The 12,509-nt window shown below is 36.7% G+C and carries 12 protein-coding genes; 8 read left to right on the top strand and 4 right to left on the bottom strand.

Annotated elements, in window-relative coordinates:
* Positions 1 to 44: 44 nt before the first annotated feature.
* Positions 45 to 1,229: a hypothetical protein gene (locus tag DCS32_RS12470; protein ID WP_108878572.1), complete on the bottom strand. Its 1,185-nt coding sequence runs from the start codon at positions 1,227 to 1,229 to the stop codon at positions 45 to 47.
* A gap of 299 nt (positions 1,230 to 1,528) precedes the next feature.
* Here DCS32_RS12470 and DCS32_RS12475 point away from each other — a divergent pair, with 299 nt between their 5' ends.
* The 3 genes from DCS32_RS12475 to DCS32_RS12485 all read left to right on the top strand — a co-directional run bounded on the left by DCS32_RS12475 (position 1,529) and on the right by DCS32_RS12485 (position 4,272).
* Complete coding sequence (locus DCS32_RS12475; protein ID WP_108878573.1) at positions 1,529 to 2,581, top strand: COX15/CtaA family protein; 1,053 nt, start codon at positions 1,529 to 1,531, stop codon at positions 2,579 to 2,581.
* 42 nt (positions 2,582 to 2,623) lie between these two features.
* Positions 2,624 to 3,145, top strand: a complete 522-nt coding sequence (locus tag DCS32_RS12480; protein ID WP_108878574.1) for an IS1096 element passenger TnpR family protein — start codon at positions 2,624 to 2,626, stop codon at positions 3,143 to 3,145.
* Positions 3,146 to 3,216: 71 nt separating this feature from the next.
* On the top strand, positions 3,217 to 4,272 hold the full coding sequence (locus DCS32_RS12485; protein WP_108878575.1) for a nucleoid-associated protein: 1,056 nt from the start codon (positions 3,217 to 3,219) through the stop codon (positions 4,270 to 4,272).
* Positions 4,273 to 4,348: 76 nt separating this feature from the next.
* Here the strand turns inward: DCS32_RS12485 and DCS32_RS12490 are convergent, their stop codons facing one another.
* Positions 4,349 to 5,419: a hypothetical protein gene (locus tag DCS32_RS12490; protein ID WP_108878576.1), complete on the bottom strand. Its 1,071-nt coding sequence runs from the start codon at positions 5,417 to 5,419 to the stop codon at positions 4,349 to 4,351.
* 94 nt (positions 5,420 to 5,513) lie between these two features.
* Here DCS32_RS12490 and DCS32_RS12495 point away from each other — a divergent pair, with 94 nt between their 5' ends.
* The 5 genes from DCS32_RS12495 to DCS32_RS12515 all read left to right on the top strand — a co-directional run bounded on the left by DCS32_RS12495 (position 5,514) and on the right by DCS32_RS12515 (position 10,191).
* Entirely contained in the window at positions 5,514 to 6,407 is an 894-nt protein-coding gene (locus tag DCS32_RS12495) for an ABC transporter ATP-binding protein (protein WP_013752452.1), read from the top strand.
* Between the two features lie 212 nt (positions 6,408 to 6,619).
* A complete protein-coding gene (locus DCS32_RS12500) occupies positions 6,620 to 7,480 on the top strand; it encodes an ABC transporter permease (protein WP_108879291.1) in 861 nt (286 codons plus the stop codon).
* A gap of 253 nt (positions 7,481 to 7,733) precedes the next feature.
* Complete coding sequence (locus DCS32_RS12505) at positions 7,734 to 9,092, top strand: DEAD/DEAH box helicase (RefSeq protein WP_108878577.1); 1,359 nt, start codon at positions 7,734 to 7,736, stop codon at positions 9,090 to 9,092.
* A gap of 8 nt (positions 9,093 to 9,100) precedes the next feature.
* A complete protein-coding gene (gene bla / locus DCS32_RS12510) occupies positions 9,101 to 9,892 on the top strand; it encodes a subclass B1 metallo-beta-lactamase (protein ID WP_108878578.1) in 792 nt (263 codons plus the stop codon).
* 44 nt (positions 9,893 to 9,936) lie between these two features.
* Positions 9,937 to 10,191 (top strand): CDGSH iron-sulfur domain-containing protein, encoded by a 255-nt coding sequence (locus DCS32_RS12515; RefSeq protein ID WP_013752448.1) that lies wholly within the window; start codon positions 9,937 to 9,939, stop codon positions 10,189 to 10,191.
* A gap of 80 nt (positions 10,192 to 10,271) precedes the next feature.
* Here DCS32_RS12515 and DCS32_RS12520 read toward each other — a convergent pair whose 3' ends face one another.
* Both DCS32_RS12520 and DCS32_RS12525 read right to left on the bottom strand, forming a co-directional pair.
* On the bottom strand, positions 10,272 to 11,687 hold the full coding sequence (locus DCS32_RS12520) for a CCA tRNA nucleotidyltransferase (protein ID WP_108878579.1): 1,416 nt from the start codon (positions 11,685 to 11,687) through the stop codon (positions 10,272 to 10,274).
* A 126-nt stretch (positions 11,688 to 11,813) separates the two neighbouring features.
* Positions 11,814 to 12,374: an L-threonylcarbamoyladenylate synthase gene (locus DCS32_RS12525; RefSeq protein WP_108878580.1), complete on the bottom strand. Its 561-nt coding sequence runs from the start codon at positions 12,372 to 12,374 to the stop codon at positions 11,814 to 11,816.
* Positions 12,375 to 12,509: the final 135 nt, after the last annotated feature.

Below are 12,509 nucleotides of genomic sequence, written 5' to 3' on the forward strand. Positions count from 1 at the left end.
TACGTCGTTCTCAAACTGTAATAGCAGCTTGAGTTTGTATCGAATTATTTAATAGTCTTTACTGTAAAAATCAAACCATCTGTATCAATCGCAGCATTAGTTACATTTGCTATTCGTATTCTTACGGTGTCATCTCCTGTAATAAAGCAGTTCCACATTAATCCTATTGAAGGTAGTGTTTGAGGTGTGCAATTACAAGTCATTCCTACTCTAGCACCCGTAACAGTAATATCTCCGGAATCAAAAGTGCTTTGTGGATTAACTGTTTCAGTTATACTTGGTGAATCAATACTTCTACCTACGTTTACTATGTTGCGAGTACCAGTATTATCCGTAAAATAAAGATTAGTTCCACTATACTCAAGAGCTCCAGCTTCTGGTGTATTCATGATATTACCTTGACTAAACTTTATAGGTGCAGATTGAGCAGCTGTTGTTCCAGGTCTTATGTGTAAAGTAGCAGTAGGGTTTGCTTCAGAAAGTCCAGTATTACCTGTACTTTTTACAATAAGACGTTTTTCTCTTGATGTGTTGGTTTCTGATGCTAAATCTAATTCAAAACGTGTAGGTACACTTCCAGGTGATCCTGTATCGTCCATATAAAATCTCAAACCACCTATTTCTTGTACAACATTGTTATCGTGAGTTTTTGCTATGAATGAACCTACTTCTTGATCTAAAGGTAATGCCGTTGGTGCATCTAGTGTACCTCCTGAGTTATAAACAATTACGTTAGGCGGATTTGAATTTGCACTTGTAATTTGAAAATCATTATCTCCAGGGCCTCTAAACTCAAAACGCTCTATAGGATCTTCTGTCCCAAAACCTATACGACCATCATCGGTGATTACGATTTGTGTGCCTGTAGTGCTGGCTTGAGATGCAAAAATTAAATCATCTCCAGATGCGTTCATACCATCTCTCCACTCATCTGCAAAACCCACCCACCTAGTTTGCGAGTGATCCCAGTAATAAAACCCACGATTATCTGTGCCGTCTGTAGTATTTAAAAAGACTAGAATACCATCTTGGTCTGCTGTAGGATCTATAACAGGAAAAGCTTGTACTCTCGGGATTAAAATTCCATCTGTGTTACTTGGGAGGGCTTCGTTACTAGCTGTAATATCAAGAGTACTAGCAGGTGACGTAGTATTTATTCCTACCTGTCCAAAAGAGGGGATAGAACAAAGTAATAAAGCACCTAAAAGAGCTGTTGTGATAAATTTCATAGCAATAGATTTGGGTTAACCAGTAGTAAAAATAGTAATTGACTGTAAGTCAGTAATTCAAAATTGAGTTTTTTCGATATAATCATAATTACTCACGATTAACGACCTAGGTCGCTGCTATATAGGGCTTAAGAGAAATGGATAGAAGGTTGTAGAAGAGGCAAAAGCTTTTAGTTAAAGTGTAAATAAGACCAGAAAATGAATATTAAAAGTAGTCTCAATTTTCAAGTATTTTGAACACCAAACAAGATTTAAAATAGGGTTGTTTTGTATTTTTGCACTTCGTAAAAAGAGCATTTATGTGGTACAGACGTCTCCTTAAAATATCCATTATATTTTTATACTTAATTATCATTGCTGGAGCGGTGGTACGTATGACGGGAAGTGGAATGGGATGTCCAGACTGGCCGCAATGTTTTGGATATTTAGTACCGCCTACAGAGGAGAGTGAGCTACGATGGGAGCCTAACCATCTGTATGAAGATGGACAAGTAATCATACTGGAGGAATCATTGCGTATTGCTCCTACAGATTTTACTTCTGGAGATTCTTATAATGAAGCCAACTGGGAAACCTATGATAAACATGATTACGCTAGTTTTAATGTATGGCATACGTGGATTGAGTATATAAATAGACTCGTGACTGCACTTGCAGGAATCCCTATGTTACTCATGGTTATCCTAGCTTTCTGGTATTGGAAAGGTAATAAATGGCTCATCTTTGCCACGTTTATGGTGTTACCTCTCATGCTTTTTCAAGCATGGCTAGGTAAGCAAGTGGTAGACTCAAATTTACTTCCAGTAAAGATTACCATTCACATGATTGCGGCGTTATTTATTGTAGCCCTATTACTGTTTTTATGGTATAAATCTCAAATAAAGGAGGGTATGCAGGATACGCTTTCGCGAAAGCGTACCTACGACCCACGTTTTAAAAATCTAATTATTATTGCTAGTCTATTGACACTTGTCCAAATAGCGTTAGGAACCCAAGTGCGTCAATATGTAGACGAGCGCGTTGCCGAAGTAGGCTATGAAGCAAAAGAATTATGGCTTAACCCTGCGACCATATGGTTTTATGTGCATAGATCTTTTTCTATACTTGTCACGCTCCTCAACCTTTATATTTTCTGGCGTAACAGAAGTTTAGTCTTAGGTCATACTAGGTTGCTCAACTGGGTGCTTATTTTTATAGGGCTTGAGGTAGTAACTGGGATTGCTATGTATTATATAGATTTCCCATTTGGTACACAGCCTTTACACTTAGTGATATCGTCATTATTATTTGGCGCACAATTCTACGTATTGTTAGAAAGTTTCCCAAAAAGGGAAGTAGTCTCTCCTGCGTAGTTGTTTAAAACCAATTATCTTTACCATCTTAAAATTTTTACAATGATTTACCGTTTTAGAGCAATTCTAGACACAGAAGAAGACGTTTTTCGCGATCTTGAAATTGAAGCAACAGATACCTTAGAAGATTTACATAATGCTATAAATCAGTCTTTTGGATTTGATGGGGCAGAGGTTGCCGCTTTTTACTTAAGTGATGATACATGGATGCAAGGAGAGGAGTTTGCACAATTTGATATGGGAGAAGGTGAGAGCCAGCTACGTATTATGAATGAGACTTCGCTGGATGGTCTTTTAGGAGAACACCAGACGCGTCTTATCTATGTATATGACTTTTTAAATATGTGGCGTTTTCTAGTAGAACTGGCTGAAATTACAGAACCAGAAGATGGAATGACATATCCTAACCTGATGTTTGTGCAAGGGCAAGTGCCAGATCAAGCACCAGAGTTTGAAATGGAAGATCAGGAGCTAGGAGCAGAGGACGACGATGATGATGAGTTTAATGATGACTATAACATCGACGATTTTGACAATCTTAGTTTTGATGAAAACTGGAACTAGTCTGCTTTAAATTTTACGTATTATCTTGAGCCAGCTATCGCAAGCTCATAACTAACAACCTATACCTACAAATGATAAACTTATACAGTGCCCAGATAGAATCACTTTCCATTCACCGTATTGGAAATAAAGGTAAAGCAGAAGGGCTTTTTGTATCTCAAGATCCATATCCATTAAGTGACGAACTTACACCACTTATTAAGGAGTTTTTCTTTAAGCCTTTTCGTGAGAAAGAGGAGAATTATTATAAATTCTTCCATGAGCAAGATATAGAGTTTAACACGCTCTTTAGTCTAGCTAAGAAAATCTTTGATAATCCAAGTGGTACACACTTACTTTCTGAAGATATCGCAAAGCATCTTTATGCACAAAGTGATCACCCGCATATCAAGCCAGGAGAATTATACATCGTACACTTAGATGGTGTGCAGATTGATAATATTAAAACAGATGCGATAGGAATCTTTAAGAGCGAACTTAAACAGGATTTCTTACAGTTTCGCGAAAGCGGGACAAACCTACAGATGATTCTTGAGCAAGGGATTAATCTTAATAAACTAGACAAAGGGTGTTTGATTTTTAACCATAAAGAAGAAGAAGGTTATAAAGTGCTCTCTATAGATTCTAACCGCTATGATACAAAGTACTGGCTAGAAAATTTCTTAGGCGTAGAGATTTTTGAAGATGAGACTTTCTACACTAAAAAGTACTTGAAGTTCTGTCAAGACTTTGCAAAAGACGTTGTTTTACCTGCAGAGGATAAGAAGGAAGAAGTCCTTTTTATGAACCGTGCGGTTAATCACTTTGCAAAGAACGATACGTTTGACGAGTCTGCTTTTATGAATGAGGTGATTGAAAATCCAGATTTGATACCTGAGTTTAGAAACTATAAAACTGAGCAATCTCCAAAATATAAAATAGAGGATCTTACCGATTTTTCTATAAGCAACAAAGCGGTAACAGCACAGCGTAAGAAGATCAAGAGTGTTATAAATCTTGATACTAATATTCAGATAAAATTAGATTTTATCAATGGAGAAAGCGCAGAGAAGTTTGTTGAAAAAGGATGGGATGAAGAAAAACAGATGTACTATTACTTAGTGTACTTTAATAAAGAACAGAAATAGTAATAACTACTTCTTATACAAAAAAAGCGTAGCACTGTGTGCTACGCTTTTTTTTATGTTTTAAAATTATAGGGCGTTATATATCCTTTATGAGTCTCTTCAAGCTGATATCCTCGTAATTGCGTTTTACAAATTCTAAGGCTGCTCTAAGTATTGCTCCCATATTTGCTGCACGTCTAAATTTCATATCGTTTGTAAAATCATAAATATCTGCTCTCAATTGTTTTACATGGTCGCGTGGTGAGATATTATCAGTTGCCATTACTCTTAGTAATCTCGTGAGGCGTTTTTTGCCATTTATGATTCGCTTTGCTAGTAAAGCTCTTTCCTCATTGCGATATTGTTCTATTGAGCGGTTATCTAGACGTTTTGCAACTAGCCGTACAAGTTTTATATTTTCTTTAAAAATTGCTGGTTGGTATACTTTAAAGTTACCTTCATAACACTGCTGGTCAAAATCTATCGCGCGTATTTTGTAGCGTACTAAATCAAAATCGTGTGTAGGTATAATTACAAAATTGTAGGATCTCATGTCGCCTAATAGGGTAATCATACAGCTTTCATTAAACTTTACAAACTCCTTTGCTATTTGTGCAAGTCCTAAGTCATCACAATCTTTAAGGTGTTCATTGATAAATTCGTCACCAGGAATACCAGCAATATGCTCTTCAATGAGAGTATTTTTATAAACTAAAAAATTAATTCTGTTAGGAGAAAGTATGTGCTCTAGTTCTAGTCCATAAATTCTACTCGCGTCTGCCTGTTTTACATAAAAGTATACGTAGTTATTATTGTACACATTTAAAACTTTGATGCGAAAAGGCTTAGAGTTTCCAAATGTACAGTAGTCTATGCCGGCTATTTTTAAGTAGTCAAAGATGTTTTCATTACCATCAGAGTGCAGTTGGGTATATATACTTTTGAGATTGTATTCAATTTCATTTTGTTCAAACTCGGGGTAGTACACGCGTATCCATAGCGTGTCATTATCTTCCTTATCATAAACAGTAATACCACCAGAAAAGCGTAAAAGATCTTCATAAGAAATAGAAACCTTAGTAGTCCTTCCGTAATTGTCTAAATAAGCTAGTAGCTTTTCATTTACGGGAAATGAGGGTTTCTTTTTAGACATCAGTTTACTTTCCATTGGGGTGTATTTTATGTAAAGATACTAAAGGCTTGTAACAAATACCGGAGACAGACGTCTTGTAAACACTAGCAATCAAAAAACAACCAATACATTGGAAACTATATTAACGATTAACAATCTCACGAAGCATTACGGCCATGTGAAGGCGGTAAATGACCTCTCGTTTACGATAGAAAAAGGAAACGTGTACGGAATTCTAGGACCTAACGGAAGTGGTAAATCTACGACCTTAGGAATGGTTCTCAATGTGGTAAATCCCACAGCAGGAACCTTTCACTGGTTTGATGGGACAGATACTACACACAATGCCTTAAAGAAAGTAGGAGCAATTATAGAGCGTCCTAACTTTTACCCATACATGACAGCGGCGCAAAATCTTGCTTTAGTTTGTAAGATTAAAGATGTCTCACCAGATAAAATTCAAGAAAAACTTACTATTGTAGGTCTGCTAGATCGTATGCACAGCAAGTTTAGTACGTATTCTCTAGGGATGAAACAACGTCTTGCTATCGCCTCTGCATTGCTTAATGATCCAGAGATTTTAATTCTTGACGAACCTACTAATGGTTTAGATCCTCAAGGAATACACCAGATCAGAGAGATTATAAAGAATATTGCAGCAGGTGGTACTACTATTCTCTTAGCATCTCACTTACTAGACGAGGTAGAAAAAGTGTGTACACATGTCGTGATCTTACGTAAAGGAGTAAAACTTTATGCTGGTCGTGTAGATGCTATGAATGCAAGTCATGGATTCTTTGAGCTACGTTCTGACAATCTTGCGCTATTGAAAACGTATTTAGAGAGTCATTCAGACTTTGGAGAAGTAAGTATAAAAGATGATCTTCTCACGGGATTTTTAACAAATCCGCTTGACGCGAAAACGTTAAATACCCAACTACACCAGCAAGGAATTGTACTTACGCACCTAGTAAAGCGTAAAGAAAGCCTTGAAGAGCAATTCCTTGAATTAACTAAAAACTAAACCTACTACCTATGTTACGATTATTTAGTTTTTTCTATGACAAAATAAAAAGTAGAGAAACACCAACCATTCAGAAAGTCATTTTTTTTAGTTTACTTTTTAGTTTATTAGGGTTTCTAAGCTTAAAATTCTTAATTTTTATTGATAAAGAACCAGAGTCGTTCGATTCTTTTGCAATAGCTTACTTCTCAATAGTAATTTTGTTGTTCTCTATTTTTGCTTATTTTAAATATCAAACTTTAATAGCAATAGAATATCATAAACTCAAGCACAGTAAAACGTCGCGAGTACTCATCATAGGCTACTTTATTTTACTATCGGCAATAGCATTACTTGCCTCTATAAAATTTAATCTTTTTGGAGCCGAGTTCCGCCTGGCAGATCAGGGTATTTTTAATTTTCCTTACATCTGGCATTTTAATACCTACGTTGCGGCAATACTTAAGTTCTTTCTTGCCGTGGTGATTGTCTCCATGACGGCAAATGAATATAGTAATAGAACCCTCAAGCAAAACCTTATAGATGGATTAAGTAAGAAAGAGTTTATACTCTCTAAGTTTCTCACAGTGGTTGTGTTTTCGGCAGTGTCTACCATATTTGTAGCAGTAATGAGTCTTATTTTAGGCTTTGCTTTTTCAGACTTTACAGAGGCTTCTATCGTTTTTTCTGATATGGAGTACTTACTGGCATTTTTCATAAAGCTAGTTGCATTCTTTTCATTTTGTCTCTTTTTAGGAATACTTATAAAGCGTTCGGCCTTTGCGTTAGGATTTTTATTGATGTGGTATTTCTTTGAAGGCGTAGTACAATTAGTGTGCTTGTTCTTTCAAGAGAAGTATGACATGGAAGGCTTACGCAGTAATGTAACACAGTTTTTGCCGCTAGAGTCTATGAGTAATCTAATAGAACAACCTATTACAAGATTAAACGTAGTACAGTCTGCAGCAAATCAGATTCAGGCAGATGTACTTTCAGATTACACGGTATATTTCCATGAGATAGCCATTGTATCTGTATGGATTTTTATATTTATTTATGCGAGTCTTGCTTTACTTAAAAAGAGGGATTTATAAGATCTCGCTTTCGCGAAAGCGTACATACATCAAAGCGTTCACTTCATTGTGAGCGCTTTTTTTATGGAGTAACCTCATATTTTAAGGCGTAATCTAGTCCTAAATTTTCTATTTAAAAAGAAGGTTATTAATCATTTGTGGTGTGACCAAATTTTAAAAAGGGGCAATACCCATAAATGATGTACTTTTAAGCGATAATACGCTCTAAAGTACTGTCAATCTTTAAAAAAGAGGTATTTTCGCGTTTATAGCTATGACTTTTAAAGACCTCAATCTCGATAAATTTTTGTGGAATGCCCTAGACGATATGGGATTCACTCAACCTACTCCTATACAGGTGGATGCACTCGCTCCAGTTATGTCTGGTGGAGATGTGGTTGGGATTGCACAAACTGGTACGGGTAAAACCTACGCGTATTTACTTCCTATACTTAGAACACTTCCATATTCTCGCCAAGAGAATCCGCGTGTGCTTATCCTTGTCCCTACAAGAGAATTAGTGCTGCAAGTGGTGAGTGAACTAGAAAAGCTTACAACGTACATAGATGTGCGCGTGGCTGGTGTATATGGAGGAGCAAATATTAATATACAAAAAACACTTATTGCTCAAGGGCAAGATATTATTGTAGCTACTCCGGGAAGGTTATATGACCTTGCGGTGAGTAGGGTATTACAGCTCAAGAGTATCCAGAAAGTGGTGATTGACGAGGTAGATGTGATGCTAGATCTAGGTTTTAGACCGCAACTCATGAATATTTTTGATATTCTACCTAAGCGTCGCCAGCATATCATGTTTAGTGCAACGATGACAGAAGATGTGGATGCACTTATAAAAGATTTCTTTAGCACACCTCAATTTATTAGGGTTGCAAAAAGTGGTACACCGCTAGAAAATATCACGCAGATAGGTTATAAAATGCCTAACTTTTATACAAAGGTAAATTTCCTTTTAGAAGAACTTGCTTTTTCAAAGAAGTATCCTAAAGTGCTGTTATTTGTGCGTGATAAACGTATGGCAGACAGGCTTTATTTAAAATTAGAAGAAGCATTTCCGGGTGATGTAGATCTTATACACTCAAATAAAACGCAAAACTACCGTATCAATAGTATCAATGCCTTTGCAAAAGGGAAGGTACGTATGATGGTAGCTACAGATGTGATGGCGCGTGGTCTTGATATAGACGATATCACACATGTAATAAACATCAACACTCCACGTTTTCCTGAAAATTACCTGCACAGAATAGGTCGTACAGGTCGTGCTCAGAAAGAAGGAGTTTCTATTGTGTTGAGTACTCCAGAAGAAGATGAATACCTAGCAGAAATCGAAACATTAATGGGAGTAAAGGTTGCAATTCAACCGCTGCCAGAAGGTGTCGCGATTTCTAAGGAACTTACTCCAGAGGAGCGTCCAGAGGCAAAGGAGATTTTTAACCCGCATCGATGGAATAAAAATGACGACGATGCTCCAGGACCTGCCTTTCATGAGAAAAGTGAGAAAAACTCTAAAGTCAATTTAGGTGGTGCTTATAGAAGAGAAATAGCCCAAAAATATAAGAAACCTAAGACTAGGGGAGATAAGAACTACAACAAAAGAAATAAACGTAAATAAGTAAAGAAATGTGTCGACTACTACAGATGTTAGGGATCTGTCTAGCCGTACTACTATTAAACTCCTGTTTTGATAATAGTAAGTATGATCCAGAACCATATGTGAGATCTTTGGAGATCATAAAATTATCAGAGCAAGATTACATACATGTATCTTACCTAAAAGATAGTTATGGTGGTTATATTCCTTGCAATGGTTACATACGATTAGAAGGAAGCGAAGCTTTTATTTTTGACACACCTCTTAACGATACACTTTCTGAGCAGCTTATCACATTTGTACAAGAAGACTTAAAGGCAACTATAAAAGGGGTGCAAGTGAGTCACTCTCATATAGATGGAGCTGGTGGTATTAACGCTTTCGCGAAAGCAAAAATACCCACCTACGCATCTACCAAAACAGCAGCATTACTAGTCAAAGATTCTTTAGCAATAAGTAATCCTTTCTCACAAAAAGACAGCATACAGATAGCCAAAAAATTTGTTGTGATGGAGTATTTAGGTCCTGCTCACAGTGATGATAATTCTATTGCATACATACGAGCATCAGATATTTTATTAGGTGGTTGCATGATAAAGCCGCTAGATGGAACTAAAGGCAATCTCGCAGATGCAAATCTCGATGAGTGGGCAAACACGGTAACTACTTTGCAAAACCGTTATCCAAAAGTTTTACAAGTGATTCCTGGACATGGCAGGAGAGGAGATAAAGAATTACTGGATTATACAATCAGTATGTTCCAAAAGGATAGTCCTGAAAATAATACTACAGCCGAAACTGTGGCCGTAGTTAAAAATTAATAATATAAAACATCATCACCCTTACGGTGATTATCAAATAAATTATGGAAGACAATAAAAAGGTAGCAGGTATTGCACCAATAGCTGTAGAGCTAGAAGAAGGAAAGAAATATTCATGGTGTACTTGTGGTCACTCTGAGAAGCAACCTTTTTGCGACGGAGGACATAAAGCAGCAGAAAGTACGCCTAGCTTACGTTTTGAAGCAGAAAAGACAGGAACAGCATACTTATGTAACTGTAAGATGACAAAGAATCCTCCATACTGTGATGGAAGTCACAAGACGTGTGAGATAGGTTAATAGCATAACTAACTATTATTAAAAAGCCCTTAGTATATCTACGATATGCTAAGGGCTTTTTAGTTGAATGAAAACCTTCTCTATTTAATAAGTTTTATGTCTTTTGCTTTTTTGATCATAAAAGCAATGGCAGCTTCCTTTTCGTTAGGGATATCGCCTTCTAAGATAGCTTCTTTAATTGCTTCCTTAAGTATACCTATCTCACGACCTGGCTTAAGATTAAAAGCTTCCATAATTTCCTCTCCAGATACTGGCGGCTGAAAGTTGCGCACGTGGTCACGCTCTTCAACTTCCTTCATCTTCTCACGTACCACTTTAAAATTATTGTGGTATCTCTTAAAGCGTTTTGGGTTCTTGGTAGTGATGTCTGCCTCACATAGCGTCATGAGATCTTCAATGTGATCTCCTGCGTCAAAAATGAGCCTTCTTACAGCGCTATCTGTCACATGATCTTCTGAGATAACGATAGGTCGCGAACTCATAAGTACCATTTTTTGAACAAACTTCATTTTGTCATTTAATGGCATTTTGAGGCGTTTAAATAATTTGTAAACCATTTTTGAGCCTACAAACTCGTGCCCATGAAAGGTCCAGCCCACTTTTTTTGAAAACTTCTTTGTTGGCGCTTTTCCTATGTCATGTAACAATGCAGCCCAGCGTAACCAGAGATCATCAGTATGTTCTGAGATGTTATCTACCACTTCAAGGGTGTGGTAAAAGTTGTCTTTATGCTTTTGCCCCTCAATCTCATCTATACCTTTTAACGCCATGAGCTCCGGTAAGATATATGGGAGTAGTCCTGTCTTTTCCAGCAGTAAAAAACCTTTAGAAGGAGTAGGGCTCAACATTATTTTATTAAGCTCATCTACAATGCGCTCGTTTGTAATAATCTTAATGCGCTCTGCATTTTTAGTTATAGACTCAAGCGATGTGCGCTCAATCATGAAGTCTAGCTGTGAAGCAAAACGGATTGCACGCATCATACGAAGCGGGTCATCACTGTATGTGATATCTGGATCTAGAGGTGTTCTTATAATCTTGCGCTCAAGATCGCTTATTCCATCAAAGGGATCAATCACATCGCCATAACCGTTGTCATTGAGTTTAATAGCAAGTGCGTTTATTGTAAAATCACGACGGTTTTGGTCATCTTCTAGTGTACCATCTTCTACTACCGGATTACGACTGTCTGTCGCATAAGATTCTTTACGAGCACCCACAAACTCAATATCCATATTACCTGAACGTAACATAGCAGTGCCGTATGTTTTGAATACTTGTACTTTAGGTTTGTTTGGTAAAATTTGCGATACTTTACGAGCCAGTGCAATACCACTTCCTACAGCTACAACATCAATATCTTTTACTTCTTTATTACGTTTTAAAAGGTAATCACGCACAAATCCACCTATGACGTAGGTTTCTAGTTCAAGTGCATCTGCGGCATTAGAAATGGTGTTAAAGATAGGAAGGGAGAGTGCGTTCTTTAGATTCATTACTAGAATTTAAATAGAGGTAAAGGTGTGATTTTGGCACATTTTCGCGAAAGCGAGATAATGCCAAGCATATTTTTATAAAAATAGAGATAGGCTTACTTAATTAAAAGTAGGTACTTAAATGAATTATTCTCTAATGATGGTTACTTTACCATCTTCTGTAAGTTTTATAATTGCGCTAGGTTTTGTTGATGTGCGATCACGATCTAAATTCACTACATAATCTACACCGTCTATAATTTCTTGAGAAATCTCACTAAAACTTTGAGGAGTAGGCTTTCCAGTTACATTTGCACTTGTAGAAACGATAGGTTTTCTAAACTTCTTAAGTAAGAAGTTACAAAACTGATTACGACACACTCTAAAGGCAGTGCTATTATCTGGTGCAATCACATTAGTCGCTATACGTATAGGATCATCATAGATGATTGTAGTAGGTTTTGCAGCATATTTGAGTATGTCATAAGCTACCTCAGGAATATTTTCAATATACTGGTTAAGCATTTTAAAATCACTTACAAGACAGATAAGAGATTTGCTCTCTGCGCGCTTTTTAAGTGCATAAACTTTATCTACGGCATCTGGGTTTGTAGCATCACAACCTATTCCCCATACAGTATCTGTAGGGTAAAGAATAAGGCCACCTCTTTTTAAAACGGCTAGTGCTGCGTCGTGTTCTTGTTTCATCAAATAAATTTAACTGCAAAAATAACCTATTCTTTTTTTATTAGTATACTCTAAGGCACTTTGTAAAGGGAAGGATAGCAATTTTATATATTTGCGTGATATAATGTACGAATGTCTATTGCTATCAACGGTAAT

Source organism: Dokdonia sp. Dokd-P16 (genome assembly GCF_003095655.1).
In the GTDB taxonomy this organism is placed as follows: Bacteria; Bacteroidota; Bacteroidia; order Flavobacteriales; family Flavobacteriaceae; genus Dokdonia.

Bases quoted from the DNA above. Each gene is read 5' to 3' on its own strand.
- DCS32_RS12470 (WP_108878572.1), bottom strand. From the start codon at position 1,229: ATGAAATTTATCACAACAGCTCTTTTAGGTGCTTTATTACTTTGTTCT.
- DCS32_RS12520 (WP_108878579.1), bottom strand. From the start codon at position 11,687: ATGAATCTAAAGAACGCACTCTCCCTTCCTATCTTTAACACCATTTCT.
- DCS32_RS12525 (WP_108878580.1), bottom strand. From the start codon at position 12,374: ATGAAACAAGAACACGACGCAGCACTAGCCGTTTTAAAAAGAGGTGGC.
- DCS32_RS12515 (WP_013752448.1), top strand. From the start codon at position 9,937: ATGGAAGACAATAAAAAGGTAGCAGGTATTGCACCAATAGCTGTAGAG.
- DCS32_RS12490 (WP_108878576.1), bottom strand. From the start codon at position 5,419: ATGGAAAGTAAACTGATGTCTAAAAAGAAACCCTCATTTCCCGTAAAT.
- DCS32_RS12475 (WP_108878573.1), top strand. From the start codon at position 1,529: ATGTGGTACAGACGTCTCCTTAAAATATCCATTATATTTTTATACTTA.
- DCS32_RS12480 (WP_108878574.1), top strand. From the start codon at position 2,624: ATGATTTACCGTTTTAGAGCAATTCTAGACACAGAAGAAGACGTTTTT.
- bla (WP_108878578.1), top strand. From the start codon at position 9,101: ATGTGTCGACTACTACAGATGTTAGGGATCTGTCTAGCCGTACTACTA.
- DCS32_RS12485 (WP_108878575.1), top strand. From the start codon at position 3,217: ATGATAAACTTATACAGTGCCCAGATAGAATCACTTTCCATTCACCGT.
- DCS32_RS12505 (WP_108878577.1), top strand. From the start codon at position 7,734: ATGACTTTTAAAGACCTCAATCTCGATAAATTTTTGTGGAATGCCCTA.